The organism is Micromonospora chalcea (genome assembly GCF_028768405.1).
Taxonomy (GTDB): Bacteria; Actinomycetota; Actinomycetes; order Mycobacteriales; family Micromonosporaceae; genus Micromonospora; species Micromonospora chalcea.
Genome location: NZ_CP118233.1, coordinates 6,178,511 through 6,198,867, shown reverse-complemented (window position 1 = coordinate 6,198,867; position 20,357 = coordinate 6,178,511). Strand labels below are relative to the sequence as shown.

At 72.9% G+C, this 20,357-nt stretch carries 17 protein-coding genes; 6 read left to right on the top strand and 11 right to left on the bottom strand.

Going from position 1 to position 20,357, the window contains the following annotated elements; translation table 11 throughout:
- The first annotated feature begins 86 nt into the window (after positions 1 to 86).
- The gene (locus PVK74_RS28115; protein WP_064447041.1) at positions 87 to 662 is read left to right on the top strand and encodes a TetR/AcrR family transcriptional regulator; all 576 of its coding nucleotides are present in this window, start codon (positions 87 to 89) and stop codon (positions 660 to 662) included.
- 16 nt (positions 663 to 678) lie between these two features.
- On the opposite strand, the gene PVK74_RS28110 is transcribed toward PVK74_RS28115, so the two are convergent.
- The 8 genes from PVK74_RS28110 to ftsY form a co-directional block, all read right to left on the bottom strand.
- Positions 679 to 1,758: an amidohydrolase family protein gene (locus PVK74_RS28110; RefSeq protein WP_064447040.1), complete on the bottom strand. Its 1,080-nt coding sequence runs from the start codon at positions 1,756 to 1,758 to the stop codon at positions 679 to 681.
- 18 nt (positions 1,759 to 1,776) lie between these two features.
- Positions 1,777 to 2,358 carry a Uma2 family endonuclease gene (locus PVK74_RS28105; RefSeq protein WP_124778950.1) on the bottom strand — a complete coding sequence of 194 codons (582 nt, stop codon included), beginning with the start codon at positions 2,356 to 2,358 and terminating at the stop codon, positions 1,777 to 1,779.
- Positions 2,359 to 2,424: 66 nt separating this feature from the next.
- Positions 2,425 to 3,978 (bottom strand): signal recognition particle protein, encoded by a 1,554-nt coding sequence (ffh, locus tag PVK74_RS28100; protein WP_043325921.1) that lies wholly within the window; start codon positions 3,976 to 3,978, stop codon positions 2,425 to 2,427.
- Between the two features lie 186 nt (positions 3,979 to 4,164).
- A complete protein-coding gene (locus tag PVK74_RS28095) occupies positions 4,165 to 6,429 on the bottom strand; it encodes a [protein-PII] uridylyltransferase (RefSeq protein WP_069088754.1) in 2,265 nt (754 codons plus the stop codon).
- 17 nt (positions 6,430 to 6,446) lie between these two features.
- A complete protein-coding gene (locus PVK74_RS28090) occupies positions 6,447 to 6,785 on the bottom strand; it encodes a P-II family nitrogen regulator (protein WP_174537509.1) in 339 nt (112 codons plus the stop codon).
- Positions 6,786 to 6,810: 25 nt separating this feature from the next.
- A complete protein-coding gene (locus PVK74_RS28085; RefSeq protein ID WP_231915538.1) occupies positions 6,811 to 8,106 on the bottom strand; it encodes an ammonium transporter in 1,296 nt (431 codons plus the stop codon).
- Between the two features lie 227 nt (positions 8,107 to 8,333).
- The gene (locus PVK74_RS28080; protein ID WP_174537508.1) at positions 8,334 to 9,197 is read right to left on the bottom strand and encodes an aminoglycoside phosphotransferase family protein; all 864 of its coding nucleotides are present in this window, start codon (positions 9,195 to 9,197) and stop codon (positions 8,334 to 8,336) included.
- An 8-nt stretch (positions 9,198 to 9,205) separates the two neighbouring features.
- Positions 9,206 to 10,387, bottom strand: coding sequence for a signal recognition particle-docking protein FtsY (ftsY, locus tag PVK74_RS28075; protein ID WP_043325927.1), 1,182 nt, complete (start codon positions 10,385 to 10,387; stop codon positions 9,206 to 9,208).
- Positions 10,388 to 10,535: 148 nt separating this feature from the next.
- Here ftsY and PVK74_RS28070 point away from each other — a divergent pair, with 148 nt between their 5' ends.
- The 5 genes from PVK74_RS28070 to PVK74_RS28050 all read left to right on the top strand — a co-directional run bounded on the left by PVK74_RS28070 (position 10,536) and on the right by PVK74_RS28050 (position 15,468).
- Entirely contained in the window at positions 10,536 to 12,248 is a 1,713-nt protein-coding gene (locus PVK74_RS28070; protein ID WP_069088767.1) for an alkaline phosphatase D family protein, read from the top strand.
- A gap of 13 nt (positions 12,249 to 12,261) precedes the next feature.
- Positions 12,262 to 12,687 carry a MarR family winged helix-turn-helix transcriptional regulator gene (locus PVK74_RS28065; protein WP_043325928.1) on the top strand — a complete coding sequence of 142 codons (426 nt, stop codon included), beginning with the start codon at positions 12,262 to 12,264 and terminating at the stop codon, positions 12,685 to 12,687.
- A 110-nt stretch (positions 12,688 to 12,797) separates the two neighbouring features.
- Entirely contained in the window at positions 12,798 to 14,387 is a 1,590-nt protein-coding gene (locus PVK74_RS28060) for an MDR family MFS transporter (protein ID WP_069088753.1), read from the top strand.
- 2 nt (positions 14,388 to 14,389) lie between these two features.
- Positions 14,390 to 14,878, top strand: coding sequence for a universal stress protein (locus tag PVK74_RS28055; protein ID WP_043325931.1), 489 nt, complete (start codon positions 14,390 to 14,392; stop codon positions 14,876 to 14,878).
- 62 nt (positions 14,879 to 14,940) lie between these two features.
- Positions 14,941 to 15,468 carry a DinB family protein gene (locus PVK74_RS28050; protein ID WP_064447034.1) on the top strand — a complete coding sequence of 176 codons (528 nt, stop codon included), beginning with the start codon at positions 14,941 to 14,943 and terminating at the stop codon, positions 15,466 to 15,468.
- 6 nt (positions 15,469 to 15,474) lie between these two features.
- Here PVK74_RS28050 and PVK74_RS28045 read toward each other — a convergent pair whose 3' ends face one another.
- From PVK74_RS28045 to PVK74_RS28035, 3 genes are all read right to left on the bottom strand, one after another.
- Positions 15,475 to 16,092 (bottom strand): HAD family hydrolase, encoded by a 618-nt coding sequence (locus PVK74_RS28045; protein ID WP_274477585.1) that lies wholly within the window; start codon positions 16,090 to 16,092, stop codon positions 15,475 to 15,477.
- Positions 16,089 to 19,688 carry a chromosome segregation protein SMC gene (gene smc, locus PVK74_RS28040; RefSeq protein WP_274477584.1) on the bottom strand — a complete coding sequence of 1,200 codons (3,600 nt, stop codon included), beginning with the start codon at positions 19,686 to 19,688 and terminating at the stop codon, positions 16,089 to 16,091. The genes PVK74_RS28045 and smc overlap by 4 nt, the downstream gene beginning before the upstream one ends.
- 315 nt (positions 19,689 to 20,003) lie before the next feature.
- The gene (locus tag PVK74_RS28035; RefSeq protein ID WP_013284566.1) at positions 20,004 to 20,198 is read right to left on the bottom strand and encodes a hypothetical protein; all 195 of its coding nucleotides are present in this window, start codon (positions 20,196 to 20,198) and stop codon (positions 20,004 to 20,006) included.
- Between the last annotated feature and the right edge of the window lie 159 nt (positions 20,199 to 20,357).

Genomic DNA, 20,357 nt, shown 5'->3' with positions numbered 1-20,357 from the left:
ACATCCTATGCGCCGTGCGGGGCGGGGGTTCGCCGGGGAGCCGGGCCGCGCCGTGTCGCCCGGCGCGGCCGTAGACTTCGACGGCGATGGGTGAGACACGGGACGCGATCGTGGAGGCCGCCCGGGCGCAGACCGTGGCCCTCGGGTGGGACCGTGTCCGGATGGGCGCGGTGGCCGCCGCCGCCGGGGTGAGCCGGCAGACGGTCTACAACGAGTTCGGCACCAAGGCGGGCCTGGGCGAGGCGCTGGCCCGGCACGAGGTGGACCGGTTCGTCGGCCAGGTCCGGTCCGCGCTCGGCGAGCACGACTCCGACGTGCGGGCGGCGGCGTACGCGGCGATCCACCGCACGCTCGCCTCAGCCGCCGAGAACCCGCTGGTCCGGGCGGTGCTGACCAGCACGCGGGGCGGCTCGGAGGAGTTGCTGCCGTACCTGACCACCCGGTCCGAGCTGGTGCTCGCCGAGGCCGCGGCGGCGCTGCTGGAGTGGACGGGTGACCGCCTGCCCGACGCCGATCCGGCGGCCCTGGCGTTCGCGGCGGACAGCGTCGTACGCCTGGTGGTGAGCCACATCGTGCTGCCCGGCGGCCCGGTCGACGAGACCGCCGACCGGCTGGCCGACCTGGCGGTGCGCCTGTTCCTGATGGCGGCGACGGCGCGCTAGCGACGACGGCGGCCGGTCAGCGGACGACCCGGCCGCGCAGGACGATCCGGCTGGGCGTCCGGACCACGCGCAGGTCACGGCGCGGATCTTCGGGGTAGACCACCAGGTCGGCGAGACCGCCCTCGACCAGCCCGGGGAAGCCGAGCCACTCCCGGGCCCGCCAGGAGGCGGCGGCCAGCACGTCCGGCGCGGACATGCCGGCCTGCTCGTGCAGCAGGAGCATCTCCTCGGCCGCGAGCCCGTGGTCGATGCCGCCGCCCGCGTCGGTGCCGACGTAGATCGGCACACCGGCCTCGTGCGCGGCGCGCACCACCTCGGGGAAGCGGTCGCGCAGGGCGAGCATGTGGTCGGCGTACCCGGGGAACTTGGGCCGGGCCTGCTCCGCGATGTGGCCGAAGGTCCGGATGTTGATCATCGTGGGGACCAGCGCGGTGCCCTGCCGGGCCATCAGGTCGATCAGGTCGAGACTCAGCCCGGTCCCGTGCTCCACCGAGTCCACCCCGGCCCGCACCATGATCTCCACCGCCGACTCGGAGAACGTGTGCACCGCCGCGCGTACCCCGGCGGCGTGCGCGGCGGCGACCGCCGCGGTCATGGTGTCGGCGTCCCAGGCCGGCGCCAGGTCGCCCACTCCCCGCTCGATCCAGTCGCCGACCAGCTTGACCCAGCCGTTGCCGGCCGCGGCCTGCGCGGCCACCGTCTCGGCGACCTCCGCCGCGCCGACCTCCACGCCGATGTCGCGCAGGTAGCGCTTGGGCGGCGCGACGTGCCGGCCCGCGCGGGCCAGTCGCGGCAGGTCCGGCTCGTCCTCCAGTTCGGGGTACGGGTACGGCGACCCGGCGTCGCGGATCGCCAGCACGCCCGCGTCCCGGTCGATCCGGGCCAGTTCCCGCGCCTGGTCGAGCGAGGTGATCGGGCTGCCGCCGCGGGCGATGCCGATGTGGCAGTGCGCGTCGGTCAGGCCGGGCAGCACGAAGCCGCCGTCGGCCACCGTCTCGGCGCCGGGCACCGGTTCGAAGGTGACCCGGTCGCCGACCAGCCAGACGTCCCGGACCTCGTCGTCGGGAAGGAACACACCGCGCACGTGCAGAGCCATGTGCACAGTCCTACCCGATCAGTCCTCCTCGACGGCGAGCAGGTCGTTGCGCCGCGCGGTCAGCGCCGGCAGATCGACCGAGACCTTCCAGGGCCGCTCGGTGACGAACAGGTCCTCGGTGTGTGCCAGTTGCTCGTACTCGCGGGCGGCGCCGTCGAGCGTGTACTCGGTCAGCGCGATCCGCTCGTGCTGCGGATCCACCACCCAGTAGGAGCGGACCCCGGAGCGGGCGTAGACCTTCGCCTTGTCGTACAGGTCGCGGAAGTGCGACGTCGGCGAGACGACCTCGACGGCGAGCAGCGCGTCCTCGACCGGGACCGGCGACCGGCCGGCGTGCTTGCGCCGGATCACCACCACATCCGGGCGCGGCTCGTTGCGGCGGTCCACCCGCATGGACAGGTCGATGCTCACCAGGAACTCAGGCGGGCAGTTGACCTCAAGCGCGAGTAGGAGACGGACACACAGATCCTGGTGCAGGGCGGTGGGCGACGGCACGATCAACCTTCCGTTGATCAGTTCGTACGGAAGGTCCTTGGGCAGGTCGCCCAGGTCGTCGACCGTCCACTCGTGCCGCTCGGGCAGGATCGGCGCCGCGGTCATGACATCTCCTTCCAGGGGGCGAACCGACCCTAGGTGATGATCACATCGCCCACCGTCACCGACACGCTAGCGGGGGCCCTTGTCGCCGCCCTTGCCCAGCTTGTTGAAGTCGATCTTCGGAAGCTTGAAGCCCGGCGGCAGACCCTGCCCACCCGCCAGATCACCCGGGTCCAGGCCCGGCGGGAGCTGCGGCATCCCGCCCGGGAAGCCACCCGGCATGCCGGCGCCGGTACGCGGCCGCCCGCCGCCCTTCGTGCCCTTGCGCTTGTTCTTCGGCGACTTGGTCGCCTTGCGCCGGCCACCGCCGGGCAGGCCCATCATGCCGCCCATCTGCTTCATCATCTTCTGCGCGTCGGTGAAGCGGTTGAGCAGCTGGTTGACGTCCATGACGGTGACGCCGGAACCGTTGGCGATCCGGGCCCGGCGGGAGCCGTTGATGATCTTCGGATTGGTGCGCTCGGCCGGGGTCATCGACCTGATGATCGCGGTCACCCGGTCGAAGTGCTTGTCGTCCAGCTCGGCGAGCTGGTCCTTCATCTGCCCCATGCCCGGCATCATGGCCAGCACGTTGGCGATCGGGCCCATCCGCCGGACCGCGATGAGCTGATCGAGGAAGTCCTCCAGCGTGAAGGTCTCCCCGCCCATCAGCTTGGCGGTCATCTTGTCCTTCTGATCGGAGTCGAAGGCCGCCTCGGCCTGCTCGATCAGAGTGAGGACGTCGCCCATGCCGAGGATCCGGCTGGCCATCCGGTCGGGGTGGAAGACGTCGAAGTCCTCCAGCTTCTCGCCGGTGGAGGCGAACAGGATGGGCTGGCCGGTGACCTCGCGGACGGAGAGCGCGGCGCCGCCGCGGGCGTCGCCGTCGAGCTTGGACAGCACCACGCCGGTGATGCCCACGCCGTCGCGGAACGCCTCTGCGGTACGGACCGCGTCCTGGCCGACCATCGCGTCGATGACGAAGATGACCTCGTCGGGCTGGACCGCGTCGCGGATGTTCGCGGCCTGCTGCATCATCTCGGCGTCGATGCCGAGCCGGCCGGCGGTGTCGACGATGACGATGTCGCGGGCGGCGCGGCGGGCGTGCTCGATCGAGTCGCGGGCCACCTGCACCGGGTCGCCGACGCCGTTGCCGGGCGCCGGGGCGTACACCTCGACGCCGGCCCGGCCACCGAGCACCTGGAGCTGCCCGACGGCGTTGGGGCGCTGGAGGTCGGCGGCGACGAGCAGCGGCTGGTGGCCCTGGCTCTTGAGCCAGCGGGCCAGCTTGCCGGCGAGGGTCGTCTTACCGGAGCCCTGGAGGCCGGCCAGCATGATCACGGTCGGCGGGTGCTTGGCGAACTGGAGCCGCCGCCCCTCGCCGCCGAGGACGTTGATCAGCTCCTCGTTGACGATCTTGATGATCTGCTGGGCCGGGTTCAGCGCCTGGGAGACCTCGGCGCTGCGCGCCCGCTCCTTGACGTTCGCGATGAAGCCCTTGACCACCGGCAGGGCGACGTCGGCCTCCAGCAACGCCATCCGGATCTCGCGCGCGGTGGCGTCGATGTCGGCGTCGGTGAGCCGGCCCTTGCCGCGGAGCTTGGTGAAGATCCCGGACAGGCGGTCACTCAAGGTGTCAAACACGCGAACATCCCGTTTGTCGTTTTCGGCGGGCACATGCTGGCGGGCCGATGGTCCAGCCCACCGTTAGGGTAGCCCGCCGCCCGCACCCTCGCTCCGGCCCGGCCGTCCACGGGCCCGCGCCGCTCGTCGGCCGGGTGTTAACAGGGGTCCCTTCCTCTACCGGAGGCGTTAACAAGGGGCCCTTCCTTACACGGCGGCGAGCACGGCGGCCTCGATGCGCGCTCGTTCCTCGTCCGAGGGCCAGCCGCCGACCAGGTAGAAGGCGTCCACCACGTCGCCGCCCAGCGTGGAGATCCGGGCCGCCCGCACCTGGGCGCCGGCCTCGTCGAGCGCGCAGGTGACCCGGTAGAGCAGCCCGGCCGCGTCCGCGGCGCGCAGTTCCAGCAGCACCGCGTCGGTGGCCGCCTCCCGGTGCCAGACCACCCGGGGCGCGGCGCCCTGGCTGCGGGCGGCGAGCGCCCGGCCACGCAGCCGCTGGATCACCGAGACGTCGCCGCCGACCGCGCGGCGCAGGTCGGCGCTGAGCGCGATGGGGTTCGGCGCCAGCCCGTAGCGCGGCTGCACCCGGCACTGCACCAGGGCGCGGCCGTCCACGGTGGCGGCGTCCGCGGAGATCACCTCGAGGCGGTGCAGGGCCAGGCAACCGGCGACCGTGGCGAGCAGTCCGCGCCGGTCCGCCGCGGCCACCGACACCCGGTCCTCCCCCAGGTGTACGACAGGCAGCGGCCCGGCCACGAGCGCCGGGTCGGGGGCCGGCGGGGCGGGCACCACGCCGGTGTCCAGGGTGGTGCGCACCCGGGCCACCAGCTCGGCGATCAGCCGGCCCTTCCAGGCGGACCAGGCGGCCGGGCCGGTGGCGGCGGCGTCGGCGCGCACCAGGGCGTGCAGCAGTTCCAGCGTGGCGGTGTCGCCGACCCGCTCGGCCACACCGGCGACTGTCTTCGGGTCGGACAGGTCGCGGCGGGTGGCCACGTCGGGCAGCAGCAGATGCAGCCGGACCAGCGTGCCGATCAGCTCCGCCTCGGCTGGTGGCAGCCCGACCCGGGTGGCCACCGCCTCGGCCAGCGGCGCGCCGACGGTCGAGTGGTCTCCTTCCAGCCCTTTGCCGATGTCGTGCAGGAACGCGCCGAGCAGCAGCAGGTCGGGGCGTTCCACGTCGCGGGTGTGCCGGCTCGCCTCGTACGCGGTCTGCACCAGGTGCCGGTCGAGCGTGAACCGGTGCACCGGGTTGTGCTGGGGCAGGCTGCGCATCCGGGTCCACTCGGGCAGCCAGCGGTCGATCAGCCCGTACCGGTCGCAGGTCTCCCAGGCGGGCACCAGGCCGGGACCGGCGCCGAGCAGCGTGATCAGCGCGGCCCGTGCCGCCGGCGGCCAGGGCGCGGGCAGCGGCGGGCAGTACGCGGCCAGCCACTCGCAGGTGGCCCGCGCGATGGGCAACCGGGTGGTGGCGGCCGCGGCGGCCACCCGCAGCGACAGGCTCGGGTCGGGGCGGGCCCCGATGGCGGTACGGGCGAGCACCAGTTCCCCGTCCTGCTCGACCACGTCCCGCGCGACCGGGCGGCGCAGCGGCCGGCCGGGGGCGGCCCGGTGGCGGCCGGAGCGGAGCCGGTCGGCGGCCCGCCAGGCGTCGTCCAGGGCGTGGCTGACGGTGCGGGCGTCGCCGGCCACGAGCCGCAGCAGCGCGTCGCCGTCCTCGGCGCCGAGCAGCCGCGCCACGCCGTCGCGTTCCTGGGCGACCAGGCGGTCGACCCGGCGGCCCACCTGCTGGTGCAGCGCGTCGCGGGTGTCCAGCAGCCGCCGGTGCGCCGCGTACACGGCCGGGCGGAGCGCGTCGGTGACCCCGGCGGTGGCGATGGCCCGCAGGATGCCCACGTCGCGCAGCCCGCCGGCCGCCTCTTTGAGGTCGCCTTCGAGCAGGAACGCCAGTTCGCCGTGCGCCTCCCAGCGCGCGGCGGTGATCTCGCGCAGGCCGGGGAGCTGGCGGATCGCGGTCCGCCGCCAGTGGTCGGTGGCGGTACGCGCGAGCTGGTCGGTGAGCGCCGGGTCGCCGGCCACGTGCCGGGCGTCGAGCAGGCCGAGGGCGACCTTGACGTCGTCCTGGGCCACCGACAGCGCCTCGGCGACGGTGCGTACCGAGTGGTCCAGCCGCAGTCCGGCGTCCCAGATCGGGTACCAGAGCGACGCGGCCAGCTCGTCGATGCCGGGGACCCCGGCGTGCAGCAGCACCAGGTCGAGGTCGCCGTAGGGGGCGCACTGGCGGCGGCCCAGTCCGCCCACCGCGACGAGCGCCACCCCGTCCCGGTCCGGGAAGGCCCGGCGCAGCCAGGCGTCGAGCGCCTCGGCCCGCGCGTTCCGGGCCGGCTCACCGATGCCCCCGGGTACGCCGACGACCTCGTTGACCACGGGCACGCCGTCCCCGGTGGGGGTGGCAGCCGTGGTCAACGAGGTCACGTCGGCAGGTCCGGCCGTCAGAGGGCGTCGAGCCCGCGCTCGCCGGTACGCACCCGGACGACCTCTTCGACGCCGGTCACCCAGACCTTGCCGTCGCCGATCTTGCCGGTCCGGGCGGCGCCGACGATCGCGTCCACGATCTTGTCGACGTCGATCTCGTCGGTGAGCACCTCGACCCGGATCTTGGGCAGGAACTCGACCGTGTACTCGGCACCCCGGTAGACCTCGGTGTGCCCCTTCTGCCGGCCGTAGCCCTGGACCTCGCTGACCGTCAGCCCGGCCACGCCGAGGGCGTGCAGAGCCTCCTTCACCGCGTCCAGCTGGTACGGCTTGATGACCGCGGTCACCAGCTTCATGTCCAACCCCTCCATCCCAGGAACGTTAACCGGCGACCTTCTCGCTGACCGGCGCGGACTCGTCCGACTCGGCGGCGGGCTCCGCGCCGGGCTTGCCGGCTCCGATCCCGGCCATCGCGAACGCGCCACCGCCGCTGCCCGTGGTGGGCGACAGGTCGTAGCCGCTCTCCGCGTGCTCGGCGATGTCGATGCCGTCGACCTCGGCCTCGGCGGAGACCCGGAGGCCGATCGTCTTGTCGATCACGAAGCCGAGAGCGTAGGCGACGACGAAGGAGTAGACGCTGACGATCAGCGCGCTGATCGCCTGCTTGCCGAGCAGGCTGGCGTCGCCGCCGACGAACAGGCCGTCGGTCTCCACCAGCGAGCTCACCGAGGCGGTGCCGAACAGGCCGATCCAGAGGCAGCCGATCCAGCCGCCGACGAAGTGCACGCCGACCACGTCGAGGGAGTCGTCGTAGCCGAGCCGGTACTTCAGACCGACCGCGAGGGCGCAGACCGCGCCGGCCACCACGCCCAGCAGCACCGCTGCGGCCGGGGTGATGAAGGCACAGGCCGGGGTGATGGCGACCAGACCGGCGATGGCGCCGGACGAGGCGCCGACCAGGGTCGGCTTGCCGTCACGCACCCACTCCACCACGATCCAGCCGAGCAGCGCCGCGGCGGTGGCGACCTGGGTGTTGATGAACGCCAGCGCGGTGACCCCGTCGGCGGTCAGCTCGGAGCCGGCGTTGAAGCCGAACCAGCCGAACCACAGCAGCGCGGCGCCGAGGGCGACCATCGGGACGTTGTGCGGCTTCATGCTCTCGCGCGGCCAGCCGACCCGCTTGCCGAGCACGAGCACCAGCGCGAGCGCCGCGGCGCCGGCGTTGATGTGCACGGCGGTACCACCGGCGAAGTCCAGCGCGCCGATGTCGCCGCCGATCAGCCCGCCGCCCCAGACCATGTGGGCGACCGGGAAGTAGACCAGGGTCGCCCAGCCGAACGCGAACAGCAGCCAGCCGGCGAACTTCACCCGGTCGGAGAGCGCGCCGCTGATCAGCGCCACGGTGATGACCGCGAACATCATCTGGAAGGCGATGAAGACGTAGATCGGGATTCCGGTCTCGCCCCACAGGTCGTTCTCGCCGACGAACGTCTTGGTGCCCAGGTACTGACCGAGGTCACCCCAGAACTTGCCGCCCTCGCCGAAGGCGACGGTGAAGCCGTAGAAAAGCCACAGGATGCTGACGAGCCCGATGGACGAGAAGCTCATCATCATCATGTTCAGAACGCCCTTGGACCGGTTCAGGCCGCCGTAGAACAGCGCGAGACCGGGGGTCATGAGCAGCACGAGGGCAGTCGAGACAAGCAACCAGGCAGTGTTCCCGGTGTCGATCTCCACGCTGCCTCCTCTCGTTATCGTATTCCTCCCTCCGACTGAAGACCTGGCAGCATCGCCCGTCAGCCGGTTGCGCGGAAGCTTTGTCGCCGGCTGTTTCCTTCAGCGACACCCCGCGATTTCCGACACGTGACGGGTTGTTTCCGGCGTGTGAAGAACGCCGATCTTGCTCAGCGGAGCGCGTACTCCAACTGGTGCCGCTCGTAGTCGAGCAGCCGCAGGTCGCGCATGGGGCGACGCAGGTGGCCCTTGTGGACGATCCGGACGAAGGCCGGCTCACCGGCGGCGGCCATCCGCCGGATGCCCTCGACGTGGTCGACGATGCGCTTGCGGATGGTGCGGATGAGCCGGTGCCGGTCGCGCGGGATCAGCCCGTACGCGTCGGCGAACAGGCGCAGCCGGCGCGGCCGGTCGGGGCGCTTCCAGCCCAGCGTCACCGAGTCGCGGTCGGAGAAGATCGGCACCCAGGTCCAGGCCGCGTACGCCACGTCGTAGATGCGGGCGCCGGGCGAGGCGAGGTCGAAGTCGATCAGCCCGAGCGTGCCGTCCGGGCGCCAGATCACGTTGTGCGGCGCGGCGTCGTGGTGACAGATCACCTCGGTGTCCGGCGGGGGCGGCCCGAACGAGCGCCAGACCGCGCCGGGCGGCGGGGTGAAGCCGTACTGCGCGTCGTGGAACATCCGCAGCATGGTGGCCACCGTGACCAGGGCCTCGTCGGTGACCCAGTGCGGGGCCAGCGGGTACTCCCCGCACTCCCCCTCCAGGTACGACAGGACCTCGCGGTTGCGCTCGTCCATGCCGAGCGCGCGGGGCGCGCCGGTGAAGCCGACGTATTCCAGGTGGCGCAACAGCGCGTGCACGGAGGGCGTCCACGGGCCGGCGTTGCGCCGGACCGTGTCTCCGACACGGACCACTGTGCTCACGTTCCCGCCGTGCAGCGGGATCTCCTGCGAAGTCACGTACGGTCTCCCGAGGCGTGGCGACGGGTGGCTGGGGTCGCGCCACCCCGCGTAGGCGCGATCGTCAGTCGTCACGGGAGAGGTTACGCGTCCCGGGCGAGCGGCTCGGTGCCGAGCAGCGCGTCGACGAACTGGGCCGGGTCGAACGGGGCCAGGTCGTCCTTGCCCTCGCCGAGGCCGACCAGCTTGACCGGGATGCCGAGCTTGCGCTGCACGGAGATCACGATGCCCCCCTTGGCCGTCCCGTCGAGCTTGGTCAGCACCACGCCCGTCACGTTGACCACCTCGGTGAAGACCCGCGCCTGCTCCAGCCCGTTCTGGCCGGTGGTGGCGTCGAGGATCAGCAGCGTCTCGTCGATCGGGCCGTGCTTCTCCACGACGCGCTTGACCTTGCCCAGCTCGTCCATCAGGCCGATCTTGTTCTGCAGCCGGCCGGCGGTGTCGATGAGCACGGTGTCCACGCCGGTGTCGATGCCGCGCTTGACGGCGTCGAACGCGACGCTGGCCGGGTCGGCGGCCTCGGGCCCGCGGACCGTCTCGGCGCCCACCCGGCCGCCCCAGGTCTCCAGCTGGTCGGCGGCGGCGGCCCGGAACGTGTCGGCCGCGCCGAGCAGCACGCTGCGGCCGTCCGCGACCAGCACCCGGGCGATCTTGCCGCAGGTGGTGGTCTTGCCGGCGCCGTTCACGCCGACCACCAGCACGACCGCCGGGACGCCCTCCTTCGGGGCGGTCCGCAGCGAGCGGTCCAGGCTCGGGTCGAGCGCGTTCACCAGCTCGGCGGCGAGCAGCGCGCGCAGTTCCTCCCCGGTGCGGGTGCCGAGCACCCGGGTCCGCTCGCGCAGCCGGTCGACGATCTCCCGGGTGGAGTCGATGCCGACGTCCGCGGTGATCAGGCTGTCCTCGATCTCCTCCCAGGTGTCCTCGTCCAGCCGGTCGCGGCTGAGCAGGCCGAGCAGGCCCTTGCCGAAGACGTTCTGGGAGCGGGACAGCCGGGAGCGCAGCCGGACCAGCCGGCCGGCGGTCGGCTCCGGCACCTCGACCGGGGGCGCCTCCACCGGGGGCGCCTCGACCACCACGCCGGTGGTGAGGTCCGCCTCCGGGGCCTCGACCGGCGGGCCGGCCAGATCCTCCTCGGCCCGGGTGTCGACCTCCGTGCGCGGCAGCGGAGGCTCCGGCCGCCGGCGCAGCCGGGGCACCACGAGGCTCAGGCCGCCGATGATCAGCACGCCGAGCAGGGCGAGAGCGACGAGGAGGTATTCCGTCATGCCCGAAATCCTGTCAGATGCCGGCGACGGCGTCCCACTCACCGCCTCGGCACGCGAACAACCTGCGGGTACGCTCACACCGGAAGGCGTACCGCAACCGCCGGCCGGGTAGGGAACAGCCGAAACGATCTTGTCGGAGGTGGATGTCGTGCCCGGTTCCCGCCTGCTCATCGGCCCGTTGCTGCGCCGGGTCGTCGACACGCGGGCGACCGTCTGGGTGGAGACCAGCTCGCCCGCCGTGGTCACCGTCCGCACGGCCGACGGCGCCACCGGCAGCGCGCCCACCTTCTCCGCGTACGACCACCACTACGCGATCGTGGTGGTGACCGGGCTCACCCCGGACAGCGCCACCACCTACGAGGTGCTCATCGACGACGAGGTGGCGTGGCCGCTGCCGGACTCGTCGTTCCCGCCCAGCGTGATCCGGACCCGCGCGCTCGACGACGCCGACCAGCCGGTGCGGCTGCTGTTCGGCTCCTGCCGGGAGACCACCCAGCACTCCACCGCGCGCAAGCTGCCGCCGGACGCGCTCGACGCGTACGCCCGGCGGGTGATGGCCGCGCCCGAGCAGGCCGTGCTGCCCGACCTGCTGGTGCTGCTCGGCGACCAGGTGTACGCGGACGAGACCTCGCCGACCGTGCGGCGGCTGCTCAAGCGCCGCCGCAAGCGGCCGAAGGACGCCCCGGCGACGCAGGTGGTGAGCTTCGACGAGTACACGAAGCTCTATCTGGAGTCGTGGCGTGACCCGGAGATCCGCTGGCTGCTCTCCACCGTGCCGAGTGTGATGATCTTCGACGACCACGAGGTGATCGACGACTGGAACACCTCGCAGTCGTGGCGCGCGGACATGCGCGAGCAGCCGTGGTGGGCCGAGCGGATCCGCAGTGGCCTCGCCTCCTACTGGGTCTACCAGCACCTGGGCAACCTGAGCCCGGACGAGATCGCCGCCGACCCGGTGTACGCGAAGGTCATCGCCGCCGAGGACGCCACCGGCGTGCTGCACGAGTTCGGCGAGCGGGTCGACAAGGAGGCCGACCTGGCGCACGACACCGAGCGCTGGCGGGCCGTGCAGTACCAGTGGAGCTACGCGCTGGACCTGGGCCGCACCCGCCTGGTGATGCTGGACAACCGGTCCAGCCGGGTGCTCCTGCCGGGCAGCCGGGCGATGCTGCCGCCGGGCGAGTGGTCGTGGTTCCTCGACCAGGCGCACGGCGAGTACGACCACCTGGTGGTGGGCAGCTCGCTGCCGTGGCTGCTGCCACCGGGCATCCACCACGTCGAGGCGTGGAACGAGCGCCTGGCCGACTCCGGTCGGCCCTGGGTGGCCCGGATCTCCGAGCAGATCCGCCGGGCCCTGGACCTGGAGCACTGGGCGGCGTTCCGGCGCTCGTTCGAGGCGCTGGGCGAGCTGTTCGCGCGGCTGGGCAGCGGCACCGCGCCGCGCACCGGTGCGCGGGTGGGCGCCGGGCCGGCGTACGCCCGACCGGCGTCGATCAGCGTGCTCTCCGGGGACGTGCACCACTCGTACGTGGCGCGGGCCCGGTTCGCCGACCGTGACGTCCGCACGCCGGTGCACCAGCTCACCTGTTCACCGATCCACAACCAGGTGCCCGCCGGCATGCGCCCGCTGATGACGCTGGGCTGGAATCCCGGCCCGGCCGGGGCGACCCGGGCGCTGGCCCGTGCGGCCGGGGTACGCCGCCCGCCGGTGCGCTGGCGGAAGCTGGCCGGGCCCTACTTCGGCAACGCCGTGGCCACGCTCACCCACCGGGGCCGTGAGGCCGCCGTGGTGATCGAGGGCACGACCAGCGACGGCGAGCTGCGCCCGGTGGCGCAACAGCAACTCAGCGACGGGGACTGAGTACCCTCTGAGCGTGGACGAGACGCTGCGCGCCGTGGAGCACGAGTTGACCGCGTTGCTGCGCAGGGGCCGGGCGCTGTCCTGGGAGATCGCCCGCGAGGTCCACCCGAACCTGGAGCCCAACGCGTACGGCCTGCTGCTCTGGCTGCGGCGGTCGGGGTCGATCCGGCTCACCGACCTGGCCGTCAAGCTGGGCATCGGCAAGGGCACGCTGAGCCGGCAGATCGGCGGGCTGGAGGCGCTGGGCCTGGTACGCCGCGACCCGGACCCCACCGACCGCCGGGCGGCCCAGCTGAGCCTGACCGAGGAGGGCACCCGGCGGTTCGACGCGGCCCGGGCGGCGCGACTCGGACAGATCAGGCGTTCGCTGGAGAGCTGGCCGAAAGAGGACGTGGCGGACCTCGCCCGGCTGATGCACCGCTTCAACGAGTCGTTCTGATCTTCCGGCGAGGGGGAACAAACCCGACCCGGCAAGAGTTGTTGCTCAAGGCAACGGCTTCTACGGTTGCCCAAGGCAACCTTTCTCCCCCGCTCCGGAGGCAATCCACGATGACCCAGGCGACTGCGCCCGCGCGGGCGACCGCCGTCGACATGTCCCACCGCCAGATCCTGGAGGCGCTCTCCGGCCTGCTGCTGGGCATGTTCGTCGCGATCCTCTCCTCCACGGTCGTCTCCAACGCGCTGCCGCGGATCATCACGGACCTGCGCGGCGGCCAGTCCGCGTACACCTGGGTGGTCACCTCGACGCTGCTGGCGACCACCGCGACCACGCCCATCTGGGGCAAGCTGTCCGACCTGTTCAGCAAGAAGCTGCTGGTCCAGATCTCCCTGGTGGTCTTCGTGCTGGGCTCGGTGCTCGCCGGGCAGGCCCAGACCACCGGCGAGCTGATCGCCTGCCGGGTGGTGCAGGGCGTCGGCGCGGGCGGCCTCACCGCCCTCGCCCAGGTGATCATGGCGACGATGATCGCCCCGCGCGAGCGCGGCCGGTACAGCGGCTACCTCGGAGCAGTGATGGCAGTCGGCACCATCGGCGGCCCGCTGATCGGCGGCGTGATCGTGGACACCTCCTGGCTCGGCTGGCGCTGGTGCTTCTACGTCGGCGTGCCGTTCGCCGTACTCGCCCTGATCGTGCTCCAGCGGACGCTGCGCCTGCCGGTGGTCAAGCGCGACGTGAAGATCGACTGGTGGGGCGCCACCCTCATCACCGCCGCCGTCTCGCTGCTGCTGGTCTGGATCACCCTGGCCGGCGACAAGTACGACTGGATCTCCTGGACCAGCGGCGCCATGGTGGCCGGCGCCGCGCTGCTCGGCGCGCTCGCCGTCCGGGTCGAGAAGCGCGCCGCAGACCCGATGATCCCGCCGCGGCTGTTCCGCAACCGCACCATCACGCTCGCCGTGATCGCCAGCATCGCCGTCGGCGTCGGCATGTTCGGCGCCTCGGTGTTCCTCGGGCAGTACTTCCAGATCAGCCGCGGCGCCAGCCCCACCATGTCCGGCCTGATGACGCTGCCCATGATCGGCGGCCTGCTGGTCTCCTCGACGGTGGTCGGCCGGATCATCACCAGCACCGGCCGCTGGAAGAGCTGGCTGGTCATCGGCTCGGTGCTGCTCACCGCCGGCTTCGCGCTGATGGGCACCATGCGGGCCGACACGCCGTACTGGCGCCTGGCCGTGTTCATGGCGCTGATCGGTCTCGGCGTCGGCATGAGCATGCAGAACCTGGTGCTCGCCGTGCAGAACACGGTCCGCCCGGACGAACTCGGCGCGGCCAGCTCGGTGGTGTCCTTCTTCCGCAGCCTCGGCGGCGCGATCGGCGTGAGCGCGCTCGGCGCGATCCTCGGGCACCGGGTCACCGGCTACCTGGCCGACGGTCTGAGCCGCCTCGGCGTCCCGGCCTCCGGCTCGGGTGGCGGCGGCCTGCCCGACGTGCACACGCTGCCCGGGCCGATCCGGGACGTGGTCGAGGCCGCGTACGGGCACGCCGCCGGTGACATCTTCCTGGCCGCCGCCCCGTTCGGGCTGCTCGCCCTGATCGCGGTGGTCCTCATCCGGGAGGTCCCGCTGCGCCGCTCCAACGCCGAGCCGGTCCCCGCCGGGCCCGAGAAGGCCGCGGCGATCCCGGCCGGAACGCGGGACTGACCATGGACGCCGCGGAACGTGAACGGTACGGCCCGCGGACCCGGCCGTCGCCCTACGAGCGGGGTACGGACGGGCCGCGGGTGGTGCTCGTCGGCGTGGACGGCAGCCGCACCTCGATGCGTGCCGCCGCGTACGCCGCCGGACTGGCCCGGCGGCAGGGCGCCACGCTGGTGGCGGTGTTCGTCAGCTCGCCGGCCTCGTACAGCGCGATGCTCTCCGGCGTGGTGGCCGGCGCGGTCCAGCAGACCCACGACGAGCTGGCCGCCGAGCTGCGCGCGGAGTGCCGGCGCGGGGCCGAGGAACTGGACCTGCCGGTGACGTTCCTGTGCCGGCGCGGCGACGCCTACACCGAGCTGTGCCGGGCCGCCGACGAGCACCGCGCCGACATGGTGGTGGTCGGCTCGTCCGAACAGGCCGGGCACAAGCTGGTCGGCTCGGTCGCCACCCGGCTGGTCCGTACCGGCCGGTGGCCCGTCGTCGTGGTGCCCTGAAAGGAAGGGCCCCCTGTTAACGCCTCGCGTTGTGCAGGGGGCCCCTCTTAACATCTGCGCCCATGACCTGGACCGTGCCTGAGATCGACCGCCGCCACGAGCCCTACGTCGCCGACGAGCGCACCATGCTCGAAGGCTGGCTCGACCACCATCGCGACACCCTGGTGCACAAGTGCGCCGGACTCACCGCCGAGCAACTGCGTACCCGCAGTGTCGAGCCCTCCGGGCTGACGCTGCTCGGCCTGGTCCGGCACATGGCCGACGTGGAGCGGTGGTGGTTCCGCATCCGCGCCGCCGGCCAGGACGTGCCGACGCTCTACGACTACAGCGTGGACCCGGACGCCGACCACAACGACGTCGCCGACGCCGACCCGGCCGAAGCGTTCGCCACGCTGCGCGCGGAGATCGAGGCGGCCCGGGAGGCGGTCGCCGGCCTGCCGCTGGAGCACACCTTCCGCCATCGCCGGGGCGACACCGTCAACGACGTCAGCCTCCGCTGGGTCTACGTCCACATGATCGAGGAGTACGCCCGGCACAACGGCCACGCCGACCTGATCCGGGAACGCATCGACGGCGTCACCGGCGCCTGAGCCGGATCAGTACGCCAGCGCCGCCCGCAGGTAGCGCAGGTCGGCCGGGCCGCTCCAGCGGTGCGCGGACAGCCCGGCCACCCGGGCGCCGGCCACCGCGCGGTCCTCGTCGTCGACGAACAGCACCCGCCCCGGTGGCGTCTCCAGCGCCTCGCAGGCGGCCTGGAAGTACTCCTTCGCCGGCTTGTGCACCCCGACGACAGAGGAGTTGACGATCACGTCCAGCTCGTCGGTCAGGCCGAGCGCGGCCAGGTCGGCGTCGAGCAGGTCGGTGGCGTTCGTGCCCAGACCCACCCGGATGCCAGCGGCCCGCACCTCGCGGACGAACGCCAGCACCTCCGGGTCCACCTCGCCGCGGTAGCTCTGCCACTCCTGGACCGCCGCGCGGGCCCGGTCCGCGCCGACCGCGGGGGTCAGCGCGTCGGCCACACTCACCATCCACTGGGCGTGGCTGACCTGGCCGGTCAGCACCGGCTGGAGCAGACCCCAGGACATCGCGATCTCACCGAGGACGCCCTCGGTCAGCCCGTACTCCCGCTCGACGCCGGCGGCCACCGCCGGGTCCCAGCGGCGCAGTACGCCGTCGAAGTCCACCAGGAGCGCCGTGGCGCGTTCCCGACTCACTCGCTCGTCACCTGTTCCTCGTCGTCGGCCCGGTTGAGCCGCTGGCTGATCACCTGGGTCACACCGGCGCGCATGGTCACGCCGTACAGCGCGTCGGCGATCTCCATGGTCCGCTTCTGGTGCGTGATCACGATCAGCTGGCTCTTCTCCCGCAACTGTGCCAGCAGCGTGATCAGGCGGCCCAGGTTCACGTCGTCGAGCGCCGCCTCCACCTCGTCCATGATGTAGAACGGGCTGGGCCGGGCGCGGAAGATCGCCACGAGCATTGCCACGGCGGTCAGCGACCGCTCCCCGCCGGAGAGCAGCGACAGCCGCTTGATCTTCTTGCCCGGCGGCCGGGCCTCGACCTCGACGCCTGTGGTGAGCAGGTCCTCCGGGTCGGTGAGTACGAGCCGGCCCTCGCCGCCGGGGAACAGCACCGTGAAGACCTGCTCGAACTCCCGCGCGGTGTCTTCGAACGCGCTGGCGAAGACCTCCAGGATCCGGTCGTCCACGTCCTTGACCACGGTGAGCAGGTCGCGCCGGGTGGCCTTGAGGTCCTCCAGCTGCTCGGAGAGGAACTTGAAGCGCTCCTCCAGCGCGGCGAACTCCTCCAGCGCGAGCGGGTTCACCTTGCCCAGCAGGGCCAGTTCCCGTTCCGCCTTGGCGGCCCGCTTCTCCTGCACCGGCCGCTCGTAGCGGACCGGCTCCGGCACTGGCCGCCCGTCCTTCTCGGCCAGCGCCACGTCCGCGTCGGTGGGCGGCACCAGCCGGTCCGGGCCGTACTCGGCGACGAGCGTGGCCACGTCCAGGCCGAAGTCCTCGGCCGCCTTGGCCTCCAGCTGCTCGATGCGCATCCGCTGCTCGGCGCGGGCCACCTCGTCGCGGTGCACCTGGCTGGTGAGCCGTTCCAGCTCGGCGGCGAGGCGCTTGGCCGCGCCGCGTACCTCGGACAGCTCGGCCTCGCGGGCGGCGCGTTCGCGGGCGACGGCGTCGCGGTGCTCCTCGGCCCGGGCGATCGAGACGGTGAGCCGGGTGAGCGCCTCGCGGGCGCCGCCGACCACGGCCCGGGCGATCTGGGCGCCGCGGGCGCGGGCCGCGCGCCGGGCCGCGGCGCGCTCCCGCGCCGCGCGTTCGGCGGTGGCCTGCCGGGCCAGCGAGTCGGCCCGCCCGGCGATCGAGGCCACCCGCTCCTCGGCGGTACGCACCGCGAGCCGGACCTCCATCTCGTTCTGCCGTGCCTGCGGCACCATGGCGGCGAGCTGGTCGCGTTCCTCGGTGGAAGGTTCGGCGTCGATCGGGGTGGCCTCGGCCAGCCGCAGCCGTTCCTCCAGCTCGGCCAGCGCCGCGAGGTCCCGTTCCCGGGCCGCCTCGGCGCGTGCCCGGGACTCGCCGAGCCGGTCGGTCTCCGCCTTCGCCGACCGGGCGGCTGCGCCCAGTTCGGCGAGGCGGCGCGCGGCGGCGTTGCGGTGGCTCTCCGCCTCCCGCTTCGCGGCGGCGGCGTGCTGCACGGCCTCCTTGGCGGCGGCCACCTCGGCGCGCGCCTCGGCAAGCTGTTCACGCAGCTCGGCGGCGGTCCGTTCGGCGGTGGCCCGGTTGGCCCGCGCCTCCTCGACGGCGGCCTGCACCTCAATGAAGCTGGGCGCCTTTGCCGACCCGCCCGCCGCCGCGTACGCCCCGACCACGTCGCCGTCGGGGGTGACCGCGCGCAGCTCCGGGTTCGCAACGACGAGCGCGGACGCGGCGGCCAGGTCGTCGACGAGCGCGACGTCGCGCAGCGCCCGGTGCACGGCCGGCCGGATCTCGGCCGAGCACTCCACCAGTTCGGGCGCCCAGCGGGCGCCCTCGGGCAGCTTCGGGCGCAGCGCGTCCGCGGAGCCGTCCATGCCCGGCCCGGCGGGGCTGCCGACCAGCAGCCCGGCCCGGCCGGCGTCGGAGATCTTGAGCAGCCGCATCGCCTCGACCGCTTCGTCCACGCCGCTGACCGCCACCGCGTCGGCGAGCCCGCCCAGCGCGGCGGCGAGCGCCGCCTCGTCACCGGGCGCGACGGTGAGCAGCCCGGCGAGGCTGCCGAGCAGGCCGGGAACCTGGTCGGCGCGGGCCAGCAGCTCACCGGCGCCGTCCTTGCGGCGCAGGCCCATCGCGAGCGCTTCCTCGCGGGCCTTCCAGGTGGCGGCGTCCTTCTCCGCGGCGCGCTCCCCGTCGGTCAGGCTGCGCACCGCCGCCTGGGCCCGCTCGTGTACGGCCACCGCCTCGTCGTGCCGGGCGTCCAGGTCGGCGTTGTCCCGGTCGGCCTCGGTCGACTGCTCGGCGACCGCGTCCAGGTCGGCCTGAGCCTTCTCGGCCCGGCCCATCGCGTCGGTGTGCGCGGCGGCGAGCCGTTCGATCTCCTCGCCGGCGCTCGTGGTCCGGGCCCGGGCGGAGTTCACCTGGCCGGTCAGGCGGGCCAGTCCCTCGCGCCGGTCGGCGATCGCTTTGGCGGCGGCGACCAGTTCCCGCTCGGCGGCGGCGAGCTGGCGTTCCAGCTCCTGGCGGTGCTCGACCGCCTCGGCCAGCCGGATCTGGTCCTCGGTGAGCGCGGCGCGCAGCTCCTCCTCCTGCTCGCGCACGCGCCGCGACTCCGCCTCCAGCTGTTCCGGGTCGCGGCCGGGGCGCTCGTCGTCACCGGCGGCGCTGAGGTGACGCAGCCGTTCCCGGGCCAGTTGCTCGATCGAGCGGAACCGTTCCTGGAGCGCGGAGAGGCGGTACCAGGTGTCCTGCGCCGCCGCGAGCAGCGGGGCGTCCTCGGCCAGCGCCGCCTCCAGCTCGCCGAGGCGGCCCTGCACCTCGCCGTGCTCGGCCTCGATCAGCTCGCGCCGCTCGCGCAGCGCGGTCTCGTCGGCGATCTCCTTGTCCAGTGTGGTCCGCAGCGTGTGCAGGTCGTCGGCGAGCAGCCGCAGCCGGGCGTCGCGCAGGTTGGCCTGGATCGCGGCGGCGCGACGGGCCACCTCGGCCTGCCGGCCCAGCGGCTTGAGCTGGCGGCGCAGCTCGGCGGTGAGGTCGGTCAGGCGGTTGAGGTTGGTCTGCATCGCGTCGAGCTTCCGCAGCGCCTTCTCCTTGCGCTTGCGGTGCTTGAGGACGCCGGCCGCCTCCTCGATGAACGCCCGCCGGTCCTCCGGCTTGGCGTGCAGCATGCCGTCGAGCCGGCCCTGCCCGACGATGATGTGCATCTCGCGGCCGATGCCCGAGTCGGAGAGCAGCTCCTGGATGTCGAGCAGGCGGCAGGAGTCGCCGTTGATCTCGTACTCGCTCTCGCCGGAGCGGAACATCCGGCGGGTGATGGAGACCTCGGTGTACTCGATCGGCAGCGCGCCGTCGGTGTTGTCGATGGTGAGGGTGACCTCGGCCCGGCCCAGCGGCGCGCGTCCGGCGGTGCCGGCGAAGATGACGTCCTCCATCTTGCCGCCGCGCAGCGCCTTGGCGCCCTGCTCGCCGAGCACCCAGGCGATGGCGTCGACGACGTTGGACTTGCCGGAGCCGTTCGGGCCCACCACGCAGGTGATCCCGGGCTCCAGCTTCAACGTCGTGGCGGAGGCGAAGGACTTGAACCCCTTCACCGTCAGGCTCTTGAGATGCACCTTCTCGATCCTCGTCCGGTGGCCGCCGTACCGTCGCCGGCTGCGCGGACCTGGTGAACCCGCAGACTAACCCGGGACCGCGACGTCGCCGCCACGCGACCCACCCGGCACCTGCGGTGTCCGCTTTCCGCCCGGCCGTCGCGGTGGGAACGGAAATGCATGATCACAATTACCGGACGCAATTCCGGGCGGTTTCGCAAGATCGAGAATCACGGCGGGAACGGCGAAAAAGGGTACGCACATGGCTGCGCGCCGGCACTTGAGTGTCGGCGCGCTTTTCGGTGTGGTGCGATTCAGTTTTCCGGCGACTGGAGATCAGGTCAGCGCGGGCTCGGCCAGACGGAGGAGGTCGTCGGCCTCCGCCGCTGCCGCCGCGAGCCGATCGTTGTCGGCACGCAGACGCGTGATCTCGAACTCCAGTGCCTGAACCCTGGCACGCAGACGGGTGACCTCGTCGAGCAGGCGCCGGTCGGGCGCTGCGCTTACGTGGCCGTAGAGGGCCTTCGCCATGCTGAACTCCTTGATGTGCGCTGCCGGAAAGGCCGGCCAACGCGCGCCCATGATGTTCGCGGCTACCATTCCCGCTGTATCGGGGCATGGCTGGGCGCGACTGGCGACACCACTATATTGAGCCGAAACCCCCTCCTTCGTCAAGTTGACCAAGGCCGT